This is a genomic window from Microbacterium sp. UBA3486, assembly GCF_002377845.1.
Lineage (GTDB): Bacteria > Actinomycetota > Actinomycetes > Actinomycetales > Microbacteriaceae > Microbacterium > Microbacterium maritypicum_A.
The window spans coordinates 28,668-49,676 of the sequence record NZ_DFQP01000015.1; the positions used below are offsets into that span (position 1 = coordinate 28,668).

At 69.3% G+C, this 21,009-nt stretch carries 21 protein-coding genes; 11 read left to right on the forward strand and 10 right to left on the reverse strand.

What is annotated here, in order from left to right; all coding sequences use genetic code 11:
- The first annotated feature begins 48 nt into the window (after positions 1-48).
- From B2869_RS02010 to B2869_RS02030, 5 genes are all read left to right on the forward strand, one after another.
- A complete protein-coding gene (locus tag B2869_RS02010) occupies positions 49-1,632 on the forward strand; it encodes an ABC transporter substrate-binding protein (protein WP_292762080.1) in 1,584 nt (527 codons plus the stop codon).
- A gap of 211 nt (positions 1,633-1,843) precedes the next feature.
- A complete protein-coding gene (locus tag B2869_RS02015; RefSeq protein ID WP_292762083.1) occupies positions 1,844-2,803 on the forward strand; it encodes an ABC transporter permease in 960 nt (319 codons plus the stop codon).
- On the forward strand, positions 2,800-3,711 hold the full coding sequence (locus B2869_RS02020; protein ID WP_021201446.1) for an ABC transporter permease: 912 nt from the start codon (positions 2,800-2,802) through the stop codon (positions 3,709-3,711). The genes B2869_RS02015 and B2869_RS02020 overlap by 4 nt, the downstream gene beginning before the upstream one ends.
- Complete coding sequence (locus B2869_RS02025) at positions 3,708-4,541, forward strand: ABC transporter ATP-binding protein (RefSeq protein ID WP_021201447.1); 834 nt, start codon at positions 3,708-3,710, stop codon at positions 4,539-4,541. The genes B2869_RS02020 and B2869_RS02025 overlap by 4 nt, the downstream gene beginning before the upstream one ends.
- Entirely contained in the window at positions 4,534-5,373 is an 840-nt protein-coding gene (locus B2869_RS02030; RefSeq protein ID WP_029268077.1) for an ABC transporter ATP-binding protein, read from the forward strand. Before B2869_RS02025 ends, B2869_RS02030 begins: the two co-directional genes overlap by 8 nt.
- A gap of 113 nt (positions 5,374-5,486) precedes the next feature.
- On the opposite strand, the gene B2869_RS02035 is transcribed toward B2869_RS02030, so the two are convergent.
- Positions 5,487-6,191: a hypothetical protein gene (locus B2869_RS02035; protein WP_292762088.1), complete on the reverse strand. Its 705-nt coding sequence runs from the start codon at positions 6,189-6,191 to the stop codon at positions 5,487-5,489.
- Between the two features lie 255 nt (positions 6,192-6,446).
- Between B2869_RS02035 and rpsF the strand changes: the two genes are divergently transcribed.
- The 4 genes from rpsF to rplI are packed head-to-tail and all read left to right on the forward strand — an operon-like array spanning position 6,447 to position 8,111.
- Positions 6,447-6,815 (forward strand): 30S ribosomal protein S6, encoded by a 369-nt coding sequence (gene rpsF / locus B2869_RS02040; RefSeq protein WP_021201450.1) that lies wholly within the window; start codon positions 6,447-6,449, stop codon positions 6,813-6,815.
- A gap of 5 nt (positions 6,816-6,820) precedes the next feature.
- The gene (locus B2869_RS02045; RefSeq protein ID WP_021201451.1) at positions 6,821-7,336 is read left to right on the forward strand and encodes a single-stranded DNA-binding protein; all 516 of its coding nucleotides are present in this window, start codon (positions 6,821-6,823) and stop codon (positions 7,334-7,336) included.
- A 56-nt stretch (positions 7,337-7,392) separates the two neighbouring features.
- Complete coding sequence (gene rpsR, locus B2869_RS02050) at positions 7,393-7,647, forward strand: 30S ribosomal protein S18 (protein WP_017829850.1); 255 nt, start codon at positions 7,393-7,395, stop codon at positions 7,645-7,647.
- 11 nt (positions 7,648-7,658) lie between these two features.
- On the forward strand, positions 7,659-8,111 hold the full coding sequence (gene rplI, locus B2869_RS02055) for a 50S ribosomal protein L9 (RefSeq protein ID WP_021201452.1): 453 nt from the start codon (positions 7,659-7,661) through the stop codon (positions 8,109-8,111).
- A 71-nt stretch (positions 8,112-8,182) separates the two neighbouring features.
- Here rplI and B2869_RS02060 read toward each other — a convergent pair whose 3' ends face one another.
- Positions 8,183-8,881, reverse strand: coding sequence for a helix-turn-helix transcriptional regulator (locus tag B2869_RS02060; protein ID WP_292762115.1), 699 nt, complete (start codon positions 8,879-8,881; stop codon positions 8,183-8,185).
- 73 nt (positions 8,882-8,954) lie between these two features.
- Here B2869_RS02060 and B2869_RS02065 point away from each other — a divergent pair, with 73 nt between their 5' ends.
- Positions 8,955-9,695, forward strand: coding sequence for an alpha/beta fold hydrolase (locus tag B2869_RS02065; RefSeq protein WP_292762118.1), 741 nt, complete (start codon positions 8,955-8,957; stop codon positions 9,693-9,695).
- A gap of 141 nt (positions 9,696-9,836) precedes the next feature.
- Here B2869_RS02065 and B2869_RS02070 read toward each other — a convergent pair whose 3' ends face one another.
- The gene (locus B2869_RS02070; RefSeq protein ID WP_292762121.1) at positions 9,837-13,523 is read right to left on the reverse strand and encodes an efflux RND transporter permease subunit; all 3,687 of its coding nucleotides are present in this window, start codon (positions 13,521-13,523) and stop codon (positions 9,837-9,839) included.
- A gap of 372 nt (positions 13,524-13,895) precedes the next feature.
- On the opposite strand from B2869_RS02070, the gene B2869_RS02075 reads away from it, so the two are divergent.
- Positions 13,896-14,627: a GntR family transcriptional regulator gene (locus tag B2869_RS02075; RefSeq protein WP_021201456.1), complete on the forward strand. Its 732-nt coding sequence runs from the start codon at positions 13,896-13,898 to the stop codon at positions 14,625-14,627.
- Between the two features lie 124 nt (positions 14,628-14,751).
- Here the strand turns inward: B2869_RS02075 and kynU are convergent, their stop codons facing one another.
- From kynU to B2869_RS02110, 7 genes are read right to left on the reverse strand one after another with little or no spacing between them, the layout of a single operon-like run.
- On the reverse strand, positions 14,752-16,026 hold the full coding sequence (gene kynU / locus B2869_RS02080; RefSeq protein WP_292762124.1) for a kynureninase: 1,275 nt from the start codon (positions 16,024-16,026) through the stop codon (positions 14,752-14,754).
- A gap of 28 nt (positions 16,027-16,054) precedes the next feature.
- Entirely contained in the window at positions 16,055-17,047 is a 993-nt protein-coding gene (locus tag B2869_RS02085; protein WP_292762127.1) for an amidohydrolase family protein, read from the reverse strand.
- A 6-nt stretch (positions 17,048-17,053) separates the two neighbouring features.
- A complete protein-coding gene (locus B2869_RS02090) occupies positions 17,054-17,590 on the reverse strand; it encodes a 3-hydroxyanthranilate 3,4-dioxygenase (RefSeq protein WP_292762130.1) in 537 nt (178 codons plus the stop codon).
- Positions 17,587-18,081 (reverse strand): RidA family protein, encoded by a 495-nt coding sequence (locus tag B2869_RS02095; protein WP_081860221.1) that lies wholly within the window; start codon positions 18,079-18,081, stop codon positions 17,587-17,589. The genes B2869_RS02090 and B2869_RS02095 overlap by 4 nt, the downstream gene beginning before the upstream one ends.
- The gene (locus B2869_RS02100; protein WP_292762135.1) at positions 18,078-18,881 is read right to left on the reverse strand and encodes a 2-keto-4-pentenoate hydratase; all 804 of its coding nucleotides are present in this window, start codon (positions 18,879-18,881) and stop codon (positions 18,078-18,080) included. The genes B2869_RS02095 and B2869_RS02100 overlap by 4 nt, the downstream gene beginning before the upstream one ends.
- A complete protein-coding gene (dmpG, locus tag B2869_RS02105; protein ID WP_292762138.1) occupies positions 18,878-19,909 on the reverse strand; it encodes a 4-hydroxy-2-oxovalerate aldolase in 1,032 nt (343 codons plus the stop codon). The genes B2869_RS02100 and dmpG overlap by 4 nt, the downstream gene beginning before the upstream one ends.
- The gene (locus B2869_RS02110) at positions 19,906-20,844 is read right to left on the reverse strand and encodes an acetaldehyde dehydrogenase (acetylating) (RefSeq protein ID WP_292762141.1); all 939 of its coding nucleotides are present in this window, start codon (positions 20,842-20,844) and stop codon (positions 19,906-19,908) included. The genes dmpG and B2869_RS02110 overlap by 4 nt, the downstream gene beginning before the upstream one ends.
- Positions 20,845-21,009 lie beyond the last annotated feature (165 nt).

Here is a 21,009-nt window from a genome sequence, read left to right on the forward strand (position 1 = left end):
CATCGGTGGCGACTCACCCGAATGTACTCCTCGCCTCTGGAGGCCCTCATGTCGTCACGCCGTATCACGCCGGTCATCGCGCTCGGAGCCGTCGCGCTCCTCGCGCTCGCAGGTTGCTCGGGAGGGAACTCGGCGACGGGCGGCGGACAGTCCGGCTCCGACTCCCTCGTCATCGACACCGCGTTCTCGATCGAGACCACCGACCCGGGTCACACCTACGACCCGACCGGCAACATGATCGCGAAGGCCCTGTACGAGACCCTCGTCGACTTCGAGGGCTCTGACGTCTCGACCCCGGTGCCGGGCCTGGCATCGTGGGAGCAGAACGACGAGGCGACCGAGTTCACCTTCACGCTCGAAGGCGACCGTGTCTTCTCCGACGGATCGCCGATCGAGGCGAAGGACGTCGTGTTCTCGCTGCAGCGCATCCAGGGCATGGAAGACGCCAAGCCGAACTTCCTCCTCGGCGGCCTCACGATCACCGAGGTCGACGACAAGACGATCCGGTTCACGTCCGAGACTCCGCTGCTGCAGCTGCCCGCAATCCTCGCGAACCCGGCACTCGGCATCGTCAACTCCGACGTCGTGATCGAGAACGGCGGCGCGATCGACGGCACCGACTCGGCACAGAAGTTCCTCGACGGCGCATCCGCCGGCTCCGGCCCCTTCGTGCTCGACACCCTCGACCTCAGCTCGCAGGTCGTGCTGACCAAGAACGACGAGTACAACGGTGACGAGGCCTCCGACTACAAGCGCGTGGTCGTGCGCAACGTCTCGGAGAGCGCCACCCAGCTCGCCAACCTCAAGGGCGGCGACTCGATGGTCGCGATGGACCTGAACGGCGACCAGGTCGCCGGCCTCGGCGACGACATCACGGTCGACTCCGTTCCGTCCGGCCAGACGATCTTCCTGCTGCTGAACCAGTCCTCGGCCGTCGCCGGCGACCTGGCGAACGTGAAGATCGCCGAGGCGATCCGCTATGCGCTCGACTACGACGCGCTGCTGGAGCTGGCCGGTGCCGGCTCCGTGCAGGCGACCGGCGTCATCCCTCCCGGATTCGAGGGTGCTCTCGACAGCGGCGTGGAGCAGGACCTCGACAAGGCGAAGGCCGCGCTCGCAGAGGCCGGCTACACGGGCCAGACCCTGAAGCTGCAGTTCCCGAACGACTACCCGGTCGGCGGTGTGGAGTTCACCCCGCTCGCCGAGCGCGTGCAGGCACAGCTCGAAGACGCCGGCATCACGGTCGACCTCGCCCCCGCGCCCTTCGCGACCGAGCTCGACGCCTACGTCAACGGCACCGAGGGCTTCGGTCTGTGGTTCTGGGGTCCGGACTACGCGGACTCCGCGAACTTCCTGCCCTTCGCCCCGGGCCTGAAGGTCGGCCTCCGCGCCGGCTGGGCCGCCGAGGCCAACCCGGAGATCGCCGGTATCGCGGCCGGTGCCGCGGCCGCGACCGATCCCGACCAGCGCACCGCCGCCTTCACCGACTTCGCCGAGGCGATGCAGGCCGAGGGTCCGTTCGTCCCGCTGATCGTGCCCGGTCGCAACATCTCCTCCGCGGACAGCGTGAAGGGTGCGGTGTACAACTCCGTCTGGGAGATGGACATCGCCGAGATCACGCCGGCCGGCTGAACGGACATCCCATGACGACAGTGGCGGTGCAGAGGCAGGCGCAACGGCGCCGGTCGCCTCTGATCGGATACCTGCTGCGGCGGGGCGGGGCCCCCCCCCCCCCCTTGGTGGGGGGGGGGGGGGGCGCCCCCTCGCCCCCCCCCCCCCTGCCGGGGGGNNGATCGGATACCTGCTGCGGCGGGCCGGCACCTCCCTGCTCCTGTTGGTGGGCGTGACGATCGTCACGTTCGCGCTCACCAACCTGGTGCCGGGAGACCCGGTCTCGGCCGCGCTCGGTGAGGGTGCGTCGCAGAACCCCGCGACGCGTGATGCGTTCATCAAGGAGCATGGTCTCGACCAGCCACTGTTCGTGCAGTACTTCATCTATATGGGGAACCTGCTGCGCGGGGACCTCGGCACGTCGCTGGTGACCGGACGCCCGGTCACCAGCGACCTCGCCACCGCGGTGCCGGCGACCATCGAGATCGCGATCGGGGCGATCATCGTCAGCCTGGCGGTCAGCATCGTGCTCGGCACGCTCGCCGCCTACCGCCGTGGACTCGTCACCGACCAGGTCATCCGGGTCGTGACGCTGGTGGGCCTCAGCGTGCCGACCTTCTGGCTGGCGCTCGTGAGCTTCTACGTCTTCTTCCTCGAGCTGCGCATCGCACCGGGCTCCGGTCGCATCTCGCCGTCGATCACGCCGCCGCCGCGCGTGACCGGGCTCTACACGGTCGACTATCTCCTGAACGGAGACGCCGTCGGCTTCTTCGACGCCCTCGCGCACCTGGCTCTTCCCGTCATGGTGCTCTCGCTCGTGACCATCGGCCTGCTGACCCGCTTCATCCGCACCTCGGTGCTCGAGGTGCTCGGCAGCGACTATGTGCGCGCCGCACGCGCCAAGGGCCTCCCGGCCATGCGCGTGATCCTCGACTACGTGCTGCGTGGCGCCTCGCTGCCGATCCTCACGGTGGTGGGCGTGGCGTTCGGTGCACTGCTCTCGGGCACGGTGCTCGTCGAGTCGGTGTTCGCCTGGCCGGGCCTCGGCACCTACGCCTACAACTCGGCCGCCAACCTCGACCTGCCCGGCATCATGGGCGTCGGCCTCGTGGTCGGCATCATCTACCTCCTCATCAACTTCATCGTCGACATCCTCTACGGCGTGCTCGACCCGAGAGTGAGGATCGCATGAGCCGCATCGCCGCCGCGTCCCCCGCCGGGCGCTTCCGGTTCCGCTGGCCCCGTGCCTGGCGCACGCCGCTGGGCATCATCGGCACCGTGATCGCCGGAGCGTGGATCATCGTGGCCTTCACGGCGCAGTGGTGGGTCCCGTATCCGCCGAACGCGCAGGTGCTGCCGCGTCTGCAGCCGCCGGGCATCGACACGTTCCTGGGCACCGACGGCAACGGACGCGACATCTTCTCGCGTCTGATGACCGGAGCCACCGTGAGTCTCCCGCTGGCACTCATGCTCGTGATCGCCGCCATGATCATCGGCACGCTCATCGGTGCGCTCGCCGGATACTTCGGTGGCTGGGTCGACGAGACGCTGATGCGCATCACCGACCTGTTCATGGCCTTCCCGACCGTGATCCTCGCCATGGTGGTTGCCGCCTCGCTCGGACCGTCGCTGTTCAACGCGGTGATCGCCGCCATCGTGGTGTCGTGGCCGCAGTACTCCCGCGTCACGCGCAGCATCGTGCTGGGGCTCCGGGGTCAGAACTACGTGATCGCGGGCCGCCTGCTCGGGCACTCGCCGGCACGCACGCTGTTCGTCGACATCCTCCCGAACATCGCCGGCCCCGTCCTGGTGCTCGCGACGCTCGACATCGGTGCGGCGATCCTGCTCCTCTCCGGCCTCTCCTTCCTGGGTCTCGGCGCGCAGCCGCCGACCGCGGAGTGGGGATCGATGATCTCAGGCGCGATGCAGAACTTCGACGCCTGGTGGCTCGGGGTCTTCCCCGGGCTCGCGATCCTGACCGTGGTGCTGGCGTTCAACTTCCTCGGAGACGCGATGCGCGACGTGCTCGACCCCACAGCCGAGATCACGCACGAGAAGGCCGCCGATCACAAGGCTTCCGCGACGGGGGTGGCCGCATGAGCGCGCAGAGCGCTGCCGTGCAGCAGACATCGACGCTCAGCATCCGCGACCTGACGATCGACATCGGACGCCCGCTCGTGAAGGGTGTCTCGCTCGAACTCGAGGCCGGTCGCATCCACGGTCTCGCCGGGGAATCGGGCTCGGGCAAGACGCTCACCTCGCTCGCCGTGCTGGGGCTGCTCCCGCGGCAGGCGCGGACCGGCGGGTCGATCCTGCTCGGCGGTGAAGAGCTGGTGGGACTGCGCCGTCGCGCCCTCAACCGGGTGCGCGGCAAGCGGATCGCCATGGTCTTCCAGGATCCGTCGGCCTCTCTGCACCCGCAGCTGCCGGTCGGACGCCAGCTCACCGACCACATGCGCGTGCACCTCGGACTCAAGGGCGCCGCCGCACGGGCGCGGGCGGTCGAGCTGCTCGAGACCGTGCAGGTGCCGAACCCCGCCGAGGCACTGAAGCGCTATCCGCACCAGTTCTCCGGCGGCCAGCGTCAGCGCATCGCGATCGCATGCGCCCTGGCCTGCGACCCCGAGGTGCTGCTGGCGGACGAGCCCACCACGGCTCTCGACGTCACGGTGCAGGCCGGCATCCTGAAGCTGCTGCGCGACCTGGCGGTCGAACGCAACCTGGCCGTGCTGCTCGTGACGCACGACCTGGGCGTGATGAGCGCGATCGCCGACCGGGTCGCCGTCATGAAGGACGGCCGGATCGTGGAGCTCGCCGATCGCGAGACGCTGTTCCGCGATCCCCAGCACGAATACACGCGCATGCTGCTCGCGGCCCTGCCGGGGTCGCGCATCGACGAGGCACCGGAAGGGCAGGCCGCAGATGAGTGAGGTCTCCGTCCTCGATGCGCAGGACGTGGTCGTGCGCTACCCGGGCAACCCGCCGGTGATCGCCGTGAACGGCGTGTCGATCAGCGTCGCCGCCGGGGAGACCGTGGCCCTGGTGGGCGAGTCCGGCAGCGGCAAGTCCAGTCTCGCCCGTGCCGTCGTCGGCATCGAGAAGACCGCCGCAGGGACCGTGCTGTTCCGCGATGCTCCGGTGTCGCCGCTCGGCATCCGCCGTCGCTCGATCGCCCTCACCGGCATCCAGATGGTGTTCCAGGATCCGGCGACCTCGCTGAACCCGCGGCGCCGGGTCGGCGACCAGATCGCCGACGGCATCGCCACCGCCCGCGCCCGTGGCGCCGAAGGATCGACCGTGGACGAGTGGCTCGAGCGCGTCGGTCTGCCGACCACCGTGAGCAGCCGCTTCCCGCATCAGTTCTCGGGCGGGCAGAAACAGCGCATCGCGATCGCCAGGGCCTTGGCCGCTCGTCCCTCGCTCCTGGTGGCGGATGAGCCGATCTCAGCGCTCGATGCTTCCACGCAGACGAGCGTCGCCGGCCTGATGCGCGACCTGGTGGCGGAGTCGGGAGCGGGCATGCTGTTCATCTCGCACGACCTCGCCGTGGTCCGCCGCATCGCCGACCGCACGTTCGTGATGTTCGGCGGACGCGTGCTCGAGTCGGGTCCGACCGATCAGCTCTGGGCCGCACCGCGGCACCCCTATACACAGGCGCTGCTCGCGGCGATCCCCGAGCCCGACGGCGCGGGTCGCATCCCCGCCGCCCCGTCGGTCGACGACCGCACGGTGTGGGCGGAGATCCCGCCGGTCATGTACTGAGAACACTCCGCGCTCACTCGTGCTCCGCTCGCGCGTGTGCTCCGAGCGCCCGCCGGCCGTGAGAGGACCGTGCGGACCGAGGCTGCAGCCCCGGCCCGCACGGGTCAGCGGCGTCAGAGCGGTGCGACGATGTCCTGCTTCACGTCCCACTCGGTGACTTCCTGAACGCTCTCGATCTTCTGGCCCTCGACCTCAGTGGAGGCGTTGGCCGCGAGCACCACGTAGTCGCTCGTGACCTCGAAGAGCATCGTGACGGTCGATCCCTGCGACTCGGTCGTGCCGCTGAGCAGGTACACGTCCTGGCCCAGGCGCGAGCCCGTGCCGGTGACCGTGTATTCGCCGGAGAGCGTGTCGGCCACGCCCATCGGGTCGGAGGCGTCGACGGCCTTCGCGGCGGTGCTGAGCGTGCTGATCTCCTGGTCGGTGGAGTTCTCGTCGGCGACCTGCCACTCGCCGGTGGTGGATTTCACCCAGGCGTCGTCGCCGATCACGATGACCGAGCCGAAGCTGGTGCTGGTCTCGACGGCCTTGTCGGCCGGGCTGTAGCGGGTGGTCGACTCCATGCCCAGAGTCGTCATCGTCGCCGAGAATCCGGCGGTGTCGGTCATCGCCGCCGTCACGCACTCCGCCAGCGTGGAGCCGTCGACGGTCGCGCCCTCCTTCAGCTCGGGGCAGTCCGTCTTCGGCGCTTCCGCCTCCTGCGATGCCCCGGAGTCGGGCTTCTTCTCGGCGGTCGTGTCCGATCCGCCCCCTGCACATCCCGTGAGCAGCACGGCGGCGGCGAGAATGACGCCGACCCCCCATTTGTTGACGCGCATCGCGTCCCCCCTCAGGTCGAGATGCCCGATGACCGTCATCGGGCACTCGTCCCAGCATGCCAAACGTCGCAGAGGTTCCCGCGACCCGCAGTCGTGGTGTCGGGCGTCATTCGCGGCGGACGCGTGATTCCGCTAGACTGTCGAGGTTGTCTGCCTTGCGGCGTCCATTCGGGATTCCAGAGGCGGGCACGTGCACACACCCTCCTGCTCCCGGGAAAGTCCCGAGAGCCGTTCTAGTCCGAAGGAGGTGGGTAAGTGACGCACCAGTACGAACTCATGGTCATTCTGACCCCCGAGATCGACGAGCGCCAGGTCGCCCCGACGCTCGACAAGTTCCTGAAGGTCATCACCAACGATGGTGGCTCTATCGAGAACGTCGACATCTGGGGAAAGCGCCGTCTCGCATACGAGATCCAGAAGAAGACCGAGGGCATCTACGCCGTCGTCAACTTCACCGCGACCAGCGCCGCCACGCAGGAGCTCGACCGTCAGCTGAAGCTGAACGAGCAGATCATGCGCACCAAGGTTCTCCGCGCTGAAGAGGCTCAGGCGATGATCGCCTCCGAGGCCAAGCGCTCCGAAGAGAAGGCTGCCCGCAAGGCCGCCAAGGCTGCGAAGGCCTAAGTCTCATGGCCGGCGAAACCGTCATCACCGTGGTGGGAAACCTCACGGCCGACCCCGAGCTGCGCTACACGCAGAACGGGCTGCCGGTGGCGAACTTCACCATCGCATCGACGCCTCGGAACTTCGACCGTGCCGCGAATGAGTGGAAGGACGGCGATGCGCTGTTCCTCCGTGCATCCGTCTGGCGCGAGTTCGCCGAGCACGTGGCGGGTTCGTTGACGAAGGGCATGCGCGTCATCGCGCAGGGCCGTCTGCGTCAACGCTCCTACCAGGACCGCGAGGGCAACCAGCGCACCGCGATCGAGCTGGAGGTCGACGAGATCGGCCCCTCGCTCCGGTACGCGACCGCGCAGGTCACCCGTGCGGCCTCGACCGGCGGTGCCGGCGGTGCCGGTGGCGGTGGACAGTCCCGTCCCGCGCAGCAGCAGGTGTCGGAGGAGCCGTGGTCCACGCCCGGTTCGTCGACCAGCGCGGATGCCTGGAGCACTCCCGGCAGCTTCGGCGACGACACCCCGTTCTGAACAACTTCTGGATCCGGCCTGCACGGCCGGCATCCGCTCATCACTAAGGAAAAACTATGGCTGGAAAGTCGAGCGGCGACCGCCGCAAGCCGCGGAAGGGTGGCAAGCCCACCGCTCCCGCGAAGTCCATCCGGGTCGGTGTCATCGATTACAAGGATGTCGCCACCCTTCGCAAGTTCGTCTCGGAGCGCGGCAAGATCCGTGCCCGTCGTATCACCGGTGTCTCGGTGCAGGAGCAGCGTCTGATCGCCACGGCGATCAAGAACGCGCGCGAAATGGCGCTCCTGCCCTACGCTGGCGCCGGCCGGTAAGGGGTATCGAGATGGCAAAGCTGATTCTCACGAACGAGGTCGCCGGGCTCGGTAGCGCCGGTGACGTGGTCGAGGTCAAGAACGGGTACGCCCGCAACTTCCTCATCCCGCAGGGCTTCGCTACGGCGTGGACCCGCGGTGGCGAAAAGCAGGTCGCATCGATCCAGGCCGCGCGTCAGGCACGCGCGATCCACGATCGTGACGACGCTGTCGCACTGAAGAACGCTCTCGAGGGCACGAAGGTGCGCCTCACGGTCAAGGCCGGCAAGGAGGGTCGTCTCTTCGGCTCCGTCAAGACCGACCACGTCGCGGATGCTGTCGCAGCTGCCGGCCTGGGCTCGATCGACAAGCGCAAGGTGCACATCCCGTCGCCCATCAAGGTGACCGGTGAGCACGAGGCGACCGTGCGTCTGCACGACGACGTCACCGCAGTGATCACGCTGCAGGTCGTCGCCGCCAAGTAAGGCACGTCGAGAACGCCCCCTGTCCTTCGGGACAGGGGGCGTTCTGCATTCCGAGGGTGATCGGCGCCGCCTCACCCGCTCCGACCGTGCACCGGTCGGGCGTTCGCCGGGGGTTCGCCGACCTCATCGACGGTGTGGCCGCTGCACGCCGTCGCGGTCACGCTGGCCCTCTCGACACGCGACACGGTGAACCACCGCATGGCGTCGCGCAGTCGGCACCATCCGACCAGATACCACTGGCCGTTCGTGGAGGCGAACAGCACGGGTTCGACATCACGGGTGGTGGTGCTCCCGTCTCCTGCGGTGTAGCGGATGGGTACCACCCGCTGCTCCGCCATGCCCTCCTCCAGTGCCGATCTGATCGCGCGTGAGGGGGTGGGTGACGCGTCGACCCAGACGCGGTGGGCGAGTTCGTCGGCTCGTGCACGGGTGCGGGGATCGAGCACGTCGAGGATCTTCCGCACGCCGGCCGCGGCCAGATCCGCATAGGGCGCATCGGGTGAGGCAGCCGCGGCCGCCATGAGTGCCACGGCCTGCGCAGGGGAGAGGGAGACGGGCGGCAGCGATGCCCCCACCGCCAGTCCATAGCCGCCACCCGGACCGGGGCGTGACCACAGCGGTGCTCCACCGCGCTCGAGGGCCGCCAGGTCGCGCTTGACCGTGCGCACGGACACCTCGAACTCGCGGGCCAGGCGCTCGGCCGACGTCCCCCGCGACCCGCTGCGGCGCAGCATCTCGGAGAGGGCATGCAGACGCTCTGCGCGCTTCATCGTTCGATCCGTGGGGAATTCATGACATGAATAGTGACACACACCTGTCCACAGTGCGGAGCAGCATGGGGGTATGACACACACGACGAGCACTCCGACCATCCTTCTCATCGCGGGCCATTGGCTGGGTGCCTGGGCGTGGGACGAGGCCCTCGAAAGCCTCGGCGCCGACAGGTCTCGCGCCGTCGCGATGACGCTGCCGGGTCTCGACGCGACCGACCCCGCGCGGGCGGCGAAGACGCTCGATGACCAGGCCGACGCGATTCTCGACGAGGTCGGCCGGCTCGGCGTCTCGGAGCAGCAGCCCGCGATCATCGTCGCGCACAGCGGGGCGAACGCCCCCGTGAGCCTCGTGCTCGACCGACACCCCGCCCTGATCGCGCGCGTGGTGTGGGTCGACTCCGGCCCGGTGGCCGCCGGGAGCGTGTTCGCGCCCGACCTTCCGGACGACGTGGAGGAGCTTCCGCTTCCGCCCTTCGAGGTGCTGGGACAGCAGGCGAGCCTCGAAGGCCTGAGTACAGAGGTGCTCGAGCGTTTTCGCGAGCGGGCCGTTCCCGAGCCCGGGCCCGTGCTGCGTCAGCCCGTCGAGCTCACGAACGACGAGCGACGCGCGATCCCGACCACCCTGATCTGCTGCTCCATCCCGAGTGCACAGCTGCTCGAACTCGCGCGCGCCGGTCATCACATGTTCGCCGAGGTCGCGATGCTCGACCACCTCGACGTCGTCGACCTGCCCACGGGGCACTGGCCGATGTGGAGCCGTCCCGGTGACCTCGCCGAGCTGATCCAGGCGGCCGCGTCGCGCGGCCGCTGAACCCACCCCTGAGCCAGCGCCCCGATCCCGTACCCCGGCACGGATGCCTGGAGAAAGCGCGGAGGTCGGGAGAATCGGGTGGGTCCGCAGGGGATCCGCCCGATTCTCCCGACATGTGCCGCACGTCGCCGTGCCTCGTGGCTACGGCTTCTCGGACGTGACCTCGAAGATGTCCGTCGACGTCTCGGCCGAAGCGGCACGACGCTCCTCGCGCCGGGCTCGTCGCTCGGCGCGCTTGGCGATCCGGCGTTCCCGACTGCGCTCCACGAGCGTGTAGAGAACCGGGACCAGAACCAGAGTCAGCAGCGTCGACGACACCAGGCCGCCGATCACGACGATCGCCAGCGGCTTCGAGATGAACACTCCGCCGCCGGTCAGCCCGAGAGACATCGGGACGAGCGCGAACACGGTCGCGGCCGCCGTCATCAGGATCGGTCGCAGGCGCAGGCGGGTTCCATGCTCCACCGCCTCGTCGAGACTCGCTCCCGCACCACGAAGGCGGTTCACGAGATCCATGAGCACGATGGCGTTCGTCACGACGATGCCGATGAGCATCAGGAGTCCGATCAGGGCGGGAAGACCCATCGGGGTTCCGGTGAGGAGCAGGCCGAGGATCGCGCCGGTCGCTGCGAACGGGATCGAGATGAGCAGCACGAGGGGTCCGCGGAAGTTGCGGAAGGTCGCCACCATCACCAGCAGCACGAGAACGATGGCGGCCAGCATCGCCAGTCCGAGCTGGCTGAAGGCCTCATCCTGCTGCGCGGACGCACCGCCCTGCTGGAAGGTGACTCCCGCCGGCAGATCGGTGTCGGCGATCGCCTTGTCGATCGCCCGACCGGCAGCCGCGAGGCCGCCCTTCTCCGGGGTCACGGTCAGCGTGACCTGACGCTCGCCCTCGGCGCGCGTGATGGTCGGCGCCGTGAGCTCCTCCTCGACGGTCGCGATCGCGGCGAGCGGGATCGCCGTGCCGGTGACCTCGGCAGCCGCCTTCTGCTCGCCCTCGGCGGCATCGGCCTCGGCCTGCTGGGCCGCGGCGTCGCTGCGGCTCTGGCGCAGGGCCTTGATCTGCTCGTCCGCCGCTGCGACGCCGGACTGGGCCCCCTCGATCGCACCCTGCAGCGCCGCGAGCTGCTCGGCGCGTTCGGCCTGCGCTTTGAGCACGGCCTCCTCATCCGGGCTCAGCGGGTCTTCGGGGACGATCGGTGCCGCCGAAAGCTCGGCGAGCTGCCTGTTCAGGGCCCCGATCTGGCCGGCGAGCTCGGCGCGCTGCTTCGTGGCGGTGTTGATCTGCGAGTTCAGTTCGTTCTCGGCCTTGGTCTTCGCCTCTGCGGCCTTCGCCTCCGCCTTGGCCTGGAGCGCATCCGCTGCCGCCTTCTGCGCCTCGGCGGTCTGCTGAGGGGTGACCGGGAGCATGATCTCACCGATCTTGTCGGCGGTGCGCGCCGCACCAGGGGTGCGCACGACGATGTCGCGCTCCCGGCCCTCGTACATGAGCGTGCCGACCGTGGTGCCGGAGAGTGCCTCCTGCACGGCCTTCGCGATCGTGGCGCGGTCGAAGCCGAGGCGCGCGGCCAACGGTTCGTCGACCTTCACCCGCAGCACCGGCTGCTCGCCCGCGAGCTCGCTCTTCACGGAGCGCACGCCGTCGGCGTCGGCGAGCTGCTTCTCGAGCAGGTCGCTCGCCGTGCGCAATGCTGCCGGATCGTTGCCCTGGATCTGCAGGTCGATGCCGTCACCGGCACCTGCCAGCGAGGCGTCCTGCGACGCGAGGTCGATTTCACCGCTGTCGGGAAGCCCGTCGAGCGCCTTCTGCACCTCGGATTCGACCTCGGCGACGTCGGAGCCGTCCTTCAGACGGAGGTCGTACGTGATCGACGCCGGGGTGCCGGGAGTGGGGACCGGGATCGAGGTGGTGATGTCGGCGATGCCCGGAACCTTCCCGAGAGTCTTCTCCACCGGCTCGGCCGCGGCGACCAGGTCGGCGGTGGCTTCCTTCGGGGGCGTCTGGACGACCTGCAGGGTGGCCTGGCCGGAGGAACCGAGGAAGTCGGTCTGGATGAACGGCGTCATCCCCAGCGTGGCGACGAGCAGCAGCGCGGAGGCGACGAGGGTGATCACGGGGTGACGACGGGTCGCGTTCAACGCCGGCATGAACGTGCGCTGCAGCCGGTCGGGGGCGGTGTGGATCTCGTCGAGCTCGGACGGGACGTCGCTCTCGGCAGACGGCGACGGCGAGACGGTCGCCGCGGCAGGAGCCGCGACCTCGGCCGCCACCGCGGTGGCTGCGGCGGCAGGAGCCGCGTCGGTCGTCATGCCCTCGGCCGCGGGCTGAGCCGTGTCTGCGTCGGCGGCGCGGTGCTTCGGAGCCTTGTTGAGGAACCAGGATGCGAGCACCGGCACGATCGTGAGCGAGACGACGAGCGAGGCGAGAAGCGCGATCGAGACGGTCACCGCGAACGGTCGGAACAGCTGGCCGGCGATGCCCGAGACGAATGCGATCGGCAGGAAGACCGCCACCGTGGTGAGTGTCGAGGCGGTGATGGCCCCGGCGACCTGACGCACAGAGGCGACGATGCCGTCGATCGTGAGCGGGCCGTCACCACGGCGTCTGGAGATGTTCTCGATCACCACGATGGAGTCGTCGACGACACGTCCGATGGCGATGGTGAGGGCGCCGAGGGTGAGGATGTTGAGGGTGTTGCCGCTCCACCACAGGCCCACCAGGGTGATCAGCAGCGACAGCGGGATCGACACGGCCGCGATGACCGTCGAGCGCCACGAGCGCAGGAACGCGAGGATCACGAGCACCGCGAAGAGCAGACCGAGCCCGCCCTCGACGGAGAGGTCGTGGATCGACTGCTCGATGTAGGGGGCCTGGTCGAAGATCGTGACGAACTCGGCGTCGAGGATCGGCGCGAGCCGGTCGAGCTCGGCGTTGACGCCGTGGGAGATGTCGACGACGTTGGCACCCTGTGCCGGCATCACCTGCAGCGTGAGCGACGGCTTGCCGTTGACGCGCGAGATGGTCTCCGCCGGCACGGTCTCGACCGTGACGTCGGCGAACTCCGCGACCGTGACGGCCCCCTCGCTCGTGGGCACCGGGAGCGCCTGGATGTCTTCCGGCGTCGCGAGACGCGACCCCACCGTGATCGAGAGGGGGCCTTCGGCGGAATCCGCCTGTCCAGCCGGGAGGGCGGCGCCATGCGCTTCGAGGATCGGTCCGAGCGTCGAGGGCTCGACCTTCAGGCGGGTGACGTCGGCAGGGCGGAGGTCGATCGTGATGCGCTGCGTCTCCTGGCCGGCGAGTGTGACGTCGCGCACACCCGGCACGCCCTTCAGCGCCGGGACGACGGTCTGCTGGAGCGCATCGCCGAACGCCTCCTGGTCGCCGCTGGTGCCGGCGCTCAGTGCCATGGCCGGCAGGTCGCCCGCACCGCCGGACGCGACGCTGACCTCCGTGTCCGAGGGGAAGCTCGGCTTCAGCGACTCGGCCGCGCTGCGGATGGTGCGCAGCGTCTCCTCGTCGTCTTCGCCGAAGGTCCACTCGACGAGCACCTGCGCGTTGCCGCTCGATGTCGTCGAGGTCACGCTCGTCACGCCGGGAACCGCTCGCACCGCCTGTTCGAGCGGCTCGGTCACGCTGCTCGCCATCTCCTCGGGTGCCAGGCCCTGCGACTGTGCGGAGATGAACGCCATCGGAGCCTGCAGCGAGGGCATCAGCTCCTGCTTGAGGGAACCCATCGATATCAGGCCGAGGACGACGACGGCGAGCGTCGCGAGAGAGAGGATCAGGCGGTTCTTGAGACTGCTGCGTGTGAGGAACGACATGGAGCGATGAGGTGCTTTCGGCTGGGTCGCTGCGGCAGGCTGAGAAGCACGCGCGCGACGCGGAAGCCGCCTGTGGTCACCCGACGCTCGTCACTCTGAACCGGATCCTGTGGCTCCGGCTCAGCGCGACGAGAGGCGACTGAGCTTCGGCGACACGATCGACAGTTCGAGCCTGCCGGGTCGAGGGTGCCGGGGCATCCTCCCGCGGGGTGATCCTCGTCCCCCCGCGGGTGGACTCGGCGTGCCCGGCCCGACATGCGTCCCGGGCGCCCTGGCGTGCGCACGCCGAGGCGCGGCAGTGGTCCCGCGACGCGAGGTGATTTTGGATCCAGAATGCAGAGTTGGCCGGGATCATCCGATACTCTCGCTCCCATGGTGCAATCAGGGAACGCCGCGTCGCCCAAGGAACGGGCCGAGGCTCTGCAGAAGCTCGCGCAGCGACATGGAGCCGGATACCGGTCCGTCGGAGCGATGGCCTACGACATCATCCGCGATGCGATCCTCGACGGCACCCTGCCTCCGGGGATGAAGCTGCGACAGGAGACCCTGGCCGAGTCCATCGGCATCTCGCGACTGCCGATCCGCTCCGCCCTGATCCAGTTGGAGGCCGACGGCCTCGTGGTCTTCCATGCCCGCCGCGGCGCGATGGTGCGGGCACTCTCGGTGCAGGAGGCGACCGAGGTCTACCACCTGCGCACGCTGCTCGAGAAGGACGCACTGCGCCTGGCGATGGAGGAGATCACCCCGGAGCGGGTCAGCCGGCTGCGGGAGCTCGCGAAGACGGCGGACGACATCTCGGAGGGCGGCGAGTTCGTCGAGGCCCGCACCGAGTTCTACGCGACGCTCTACGACGCCGAGGCCCGGCCGGTGATGTGGGAGATGATCGAGCAGCTGCGGCTCAAGCTCGGACGCTACGTGCTCGGCTGGCGTCTGGTCTCTCCCGGCGCACATGACCACTCCCACGGTGAGCTGATCGACGTCGTGGCAGCTGGAGATGTGGACGAGGCGCTGCGCGTGCTCGAGTCGCACCTGAACCACGTGCGCGACGGGGTCATCGCACTGCTCGACGCGGCGGCGACCGAGGCTGCCGGCGACGGAGCCTGACGCCTGGGGCGAATGCATGACTCCTACACGGATGCATGACTCGGCACATCAGTCCGTTCATCCATCCGGGCAGGAGTCATGCAGGTGTGCGACTAGGTGACCGTGCTCTCAGGTGACGGTGCTCTCAGGTGACGGTGCCGCGACGTGCGAAGCGAGGTTCACGCCAGATCTCGCTGTGCAGCACGTCTTCCAGCGCGTCGATCGCATCCCACACGTCGGTGTAGGAGGTGTAGAGCGGTGTGAACCCGAAGCGGATGAGGTCGGGGGCGCGGAAGTCGCCGATCACTCCGCGCTCGATCAGCGCCTGCATCACCGCATAGCCGTCTTCGTGTCGGAGGGAGACCTGGCTGCCACGGCGGGCGGACTCGCGAGGCGTGACCGGCTCGATGCCCCAGCGCGGTGTGAGGCGGGTGTCGACGAGCGACATGAAGAGCTCGGTCAGCCGCAGACTCTTCTCGCGGAGGAGCTCCAGGTCGACGTCGTCCCAGATGTCGAGGCTCGCCTCGAGTCCGGCCACCGAGAGCAGCTGCGGGGTGCCGACGCGGAACCGCTCGATGCCCGGGGCCGGGGTGTAGTCCACGGTGAAGTCGAACGGCCGCGCGTGGCCGTGCCAGCCGGTGAGGGCGGGGTGGGCAGCATTGTGATGCCGAGCGGCCGCCCAGATGAACGAGGGCGAACCGGGGCCGCCGTTGAGGTACTTGTAGGTGCAGCCGACCGCGAAGTCGGCGTCGGCGGCGTTCAGGTCGATCGGCACGGCACCGACGCTGTGGCACAGATCCCAGACCACGAGGGCGCCGGCGGCGTGGACCTTGCGCGTGACCTCGGCGATGTCGTGCATGCGTCCCGTGCGGTAGTCGACCTGGGTGAGCACGACGACGGCGACGTGGTCGTCGAGCACGTCGTCGAGCGTGGGGCCGTCGTCGGAGATCAGCCGGCGCTCCAGGGGCGTTCCGCTGCCGAGCAGCTCCTGCACCGCTTCGAGCATGTAGAGGTCGGTGGGGAAGTTGCCCCGCTCTGCGACGATCACGCGTCGTCCCGGTCGGAGTCTGACCGCAGCGACCACGGCTTGGAACAGGCTCGCCGACGTGGAGTCGCCGAGCACGACCTCTCCGGCATCCGCTCCGACGAGCGGCGCGATGCGATCGCCGATCGTGCGCGGCTTGGCGAACCACCCGGCATCGTTCCAGCTGCGGATGAGGCCGGTGCCCCACTCCTCGGTGATCACGCGCTGCAGGTGCGCCGCGGTGTGGCGGGGCAGCGCTCCGAGCGAGTTGCCGTCGAGGTAGATCACACCGTCGGGCAGCACGAAGCGCTCGCGCATCGAGGCGAGCGGATCGGCATCGTCGAGGGCCGTGCAGGTCGCGCGGTCGATGGCGGGGCGGGTGGAGGTGGTGCTCATGCGGCGGGTCCGTTCGAGGTCATGCGGGTCAGCGCCCGAGGAATCGCAGGGCGTTGTCGCGGCGGATGGCGCTCTTCTGCGCCTCGTCGAGGAAGTCGGCCCGGTCGATGACGCCGCCGACGGGTCGCTCGCCCAGGGGGTAGGGGTAATCGCTGCCCACCATCACCCGGGAGGCGCCGAGGGTCTCGACCAGCACGCGCAGGGCCACGGGGTCGAACACGACGCTGTCGACGCTGAAACGGTCCAGGTAGGCCGAGGGCGGCCGCTCGCTGACGCCGATGAGGTCGGGGCGTTGCCGCCAGGCGTTCTCGAACCGGCCCAGCCAGAAGGCGAACGAACCACCGCCGTGCGCGAACGCCAGGCGGAGGGTGGGCGGGACGCGATCGAAGACCCCGCCCAGGATCATCGCGATGATCGACAGGTGCGTCTCTGCGGGCATGCCGGTGAGCCACCGGGCCATCCAGCGGTCGAGACGAGGGGAGCCCGGCATGTCCCACGGATGCACGAAGACCGGGATGCCGCTGTCGGCGCAGTGCTGCAGGAAGGTCACCGTGCCCTCGTCGTCGAGGTCGCGGTCGCCCACGTGGTTGCCGATCTCGACACCGGCGTGGCCCGAGGCGATCGCGCGGTCGGCCTCCGCGCACGCGGCATCCGGATCCTGCAGGGGGACCTGTGCGAACGGGATCAGCCGGCCGGGGGCCGGAGCGCAGATCTCCAGAGCGAGGTCGTTGAAGATGCGCGCGACCTTGACGGCCTCGTCACCCGACTTGTCGTAGGAGAAGAACAGCGGCGTGGGGGAGACCACCTGCATCTCGACGCCGTCGGCGTCCATGTCGGCCAGGCGCACGGACGCGTCCCAGCAGTCGTCGCCGACGCGCCGGAACTCGGTCTCGCCGAGCATGATCATCGCCTCGCGCTCGGAATCCACCCGCAGGGTCGGCCAGAGACCCGGCCCGACCTGTGTCGACAGGTCGGGCCAGGAACTCGGCACGAAGTGCGTGTGGACGTCGATCGTGCCCAAGGGGCTTCAGCCCTTGCCGGGGTGGACGGCGCCGCACTCGGGGCAGGTGCGCCCCTCTTCGCTCTCGTAGAAGTCGCGGAACACCGGCGGCAGGTCCTCGACGATGTCGCGCACCTGCAGCTCGACCTCGTGCACCTTGGCGTTGCAGTTCGGGCAGAACCAGGCGAACTTCTCGAGCGTGCCCTCTTCGCGGATGCGCTCGATCACGATGCCGATGGAGCCCTCTTCGGGGCGCTGCGGGGAGTGGAAGACGTTACCGGGGAGCAGCCACATCTCGCCCTCGCGGATGTCGATGCGCTGCAGGCCGTCGGGGGTCTGGATGTTCACGTGCATGTTGCCGCGGTACTGGTAGAACCACTCCTCGTACGGGTCGAAGTGGAAGTCGGTGCGCTGGTTCGGGCCGCCGACGACCTGCACGATGAAGTCGCCCATGGGGGTCCAGGCGGCCTTGTTGTTGACCGGCGGCTTCAGGAGATGCTCGTTCTCCTTGATCCATGCGGCGAAATCGATCACGGGTGGGATGACGGGTGGGATGGTGCTCATTTCTCCTCCTCGAGAGTGGCAGCGGTGTTGTGGTCGGCGGTGTTGTGGTCAGCGGTGTTGCGATCGGTGGTGGTTTCGGGGCGGCGGGCGACCGCCTGGATCTCGATGCGCAGATGCGGATGCGGCAGGGCGTGCACGGCGACCGTTGTGCGGGCGGGTCCCTGCTCGTCGAAGTACTCGGCCCAGACCGCGTTGTAGGGAGCGAAGTCGTTCATGTCGACCAGGAAGCTCGTCGCCTGCACCAGGTCGTCGAGTGTGCAGCCGGCGGCGGCCAGCACCTCGCGGATGTTCTCGATGACCGCGCGGGTCTGCACCGCGACATCGAGCCGGGTCGCGCCGAACTCGTCGACCTCCGCTCCGGCGATGGAGTTGTCGGGGCGTCGGCTGGACGTGCCCGAGACGAAGACCAGGTCGCCGGAGACCTTGGCATGCGGGAAGCGACCTCGGGGCGTCGCCTTGCCCTCGACGAGGATGCCGCGTGATGTTGTCATCGTGATCCCTTCTCGAGGCTGTCGGATCCGTCGTGGGTGTGGATGGAGACGCGTCCGAGGCCGGTGATCGTCGCCTCGACCGTGCCCTGGTCGGGCAGGGGGACGGCGGCGGTCGCGGCACCAGCGAGGAGGACCATGCCGGCGCGGAGGGTGAAGCCGTGGCGCGAGGCGAGGCGTGCGGCTGCGGCGATGGCACGGCCGGGGTCGCCGAGGATCGCGGAGGTGGAGCCTGTGGCAGCGACCCTGCCGTCGACCTCGAGCCGCACGGCCCGGTTGTCGAGAGCGCCGGCTCGGTCGAACGGGGTCCAGGGGCCGATCACGTACGCGGCGGCTGACGTGTTGTCGGCCACGACGTCGGAGAGGCGGAAGCGGAAGTCCCGGTACCGCGAGTCGATGATCTCCAGCGCGGAGGCGACCGCGGCGATGACCTCCGACAGCGGACGCCCGGGCCCGGACCCGTCGATGTCGGCCGACAGAAGGTACGCGACCTCCGGCTCGATGCGCGGGTGGATGGCGGACCGCCGGTCGAACAGCGCGCCGTCGTCGAGGCGCATCGCATCGGTGAGACTGCCGATGATGACGTCATGCACGCCCATCTGCTGCGCCTTGGCCTGGCTCGTGAACCCGAGCTTGAGTCCCGTGAGGCGCTCGCCGCGGGCGAGCCGACGGGCGATCAGCGCATGCTGCGTGGCGTAGGCGGTGTCGAGATCGACCTCTGCGGATGCGGAGAGCTGGCTGATCGCGGTCGCGGTGCGCTGCGCGGTGTCGAGCGCGGCGGCGAACACCGCGTCCGCGGTCATGCGGTCACCCCCGAACGGGCGGCGACAAGGTCGAGCGCGACGTCGACGATCATGTCCTCCTGGCCGCCCACCATGCGGCGGCGGCCCAGCTCCACGAGGATGTCGCGGGCGTCGAGGCCGTGCTTCTCGGCCGCGCGCTCGGCGTGCAGCAGGAAGCTCGAGTACACACCCGCGTAGCCGAGAGTAAGGGTCTCGCGGTCGACGCGGACGGGGCGGCGCTGCAGCGGACGCACCAGTTCCTCCGCCGCATCCTGCAGTGCGAACAGATCGCAGCCGTGCTCCCAGCCGAGCAGGTCGGCCACCGCGATGAACGCCTCGATCGGACAGTTGCCCGCTCCGGCGCCCTGCCCTGCGAGCGAGGCGTCGACCCGGTACACGCCGTGTTCGACGGCCGTGACGCTGTTGGCCACGCTCAGCGAGAGGTTCTCGTGTGCGTGGATGCCGATCTGCGTGCCGGGGTCGAGCACCTCGCGGTAGGCGTCGACGCGGTCGGCGACGTCGCGCATCGTGAGGCGCCCGCCCGAGTCGGTGACGTACACGCAGTGCGCGCCGGCCGCTTCCATGATCTTGGCCTGCTCGGCGAGCCCGTGCGGGTCGTTGAGGTGGCTCATCATCAGGAAGCCCGAGACGTCCATGTCGTGCTCGCGCGCCCAGGTGATGTGCTGGATGGCGACGTCGGCCTCGGTGCAGTGCGTCGCGACCCGCACGCTCGCGACGCCGAGGTCGCGGGCCCGGGCGAGGTCGTCGATCGTGCCGATGCCGGGAAGGATCAGGGTGGTCAGGACGGCGCGGTCGAGCACCTCGGCCGCCGCCTCGATCCACTGCCAGTCGGTGTGCGCTCCCTGCCCGTAGGCCACACTCGAACCGCCGAGGCCGTCGCCGTGCGCGACCTCGATGGCATCAACGCCCGCCACCTCGAGAGCACGGGCGATATCGCGCACCTGGTCGGTCGTGTAGCCGTGGCCGATGGCGTGCATGCCGTCGCGGAGGGTGACGTCCTGCACGTAGACGCGGGGAGTGGTGGTCATGCGGGAACCCCTGTCCGTTCGGCGACGAGTCGTTCGGCCGTGCGCAGGGCGGCCGAGGTCATGATGTCGAGATTGCCCGCGTACTCCGGAAGATAGTGGCCGGCGCCGGCGACTTCCAGCAGGACGGTCACGCGCGTCCCGCGGAACGGTCGGTCGAGTGCGGGCACGTAGGGCTCGTCGACCGCATCGAACTGCACCTGCTGCTTGAGCCGGTAGCCGCCGACGTAGGCCTGCACGTCGGCGACCATGTCGGTGACCGAGGCGCTGACGGCATCCTGGTCCAAGGATTCAGGGTCGCCTTCGACCAGGCAGAAGACGGTGTCGCGCATGATGAGCGGCGGGTCGGCGGGGTTCAGCACGATGATGGCCTTGCCGTGATCGGCGCCGCCGATCACTTCCAGCGCCCGGGCCGTGGTCTCGGTGAACTCGTCGATGTTCGCCCTGGTGCCGGGGCCGGCCGACTTCGAGGCGATCGACGCGACGATCTCGGTATACGCGACCGGGGCGACGCGCGACACGGCGGCCACCATCGGCACGGTGGCCTGGCCGCCGCACGTGACCATGTTGACGTTGGTCGCACCGAGGTGCGCGTCGAGGTTCACGACCGGCACGACGTACGGCCCGATCGCCGCGGGGGTCAGATCGACCATGACCCGTCCGGCGTTGCGCACGAGGGCGTCGTTGCGGGCGTGGGCGCCGGCCGAGGTGGCGTCGAACACGAGCTCGACGTCGGCGAACTCGGGCATCGCGATCAGTCCGTCCACGCCCTCGTGGGTGGTGGCGACTCCGAGCCGTCGCGCACGGGCGAGGCCGTCGGAGTGCTCGTCGATGCCGGCCATCGCGACCACATGCAGCGTGGTCGAGAGCCGCTTCACCTTGATGAGCAGGTCGGTGCCGATGTTGCCCGATCCGATGATGGCGATGCCGACGGTCATGCCGCTGCCCCTTCCGATGACGTGCGCGATGCTGTTCCGGATGCGGCGCCGAAGAAGTCGGCACGCACCTCGCCGAGACCGTCGAGTCGGGCGCGGTACACCCCGGCGGTCGCGTCGACCATGGGGCCGAGGGCTCCGGAGAGGATCACCTCGCCGGCGCGCAGC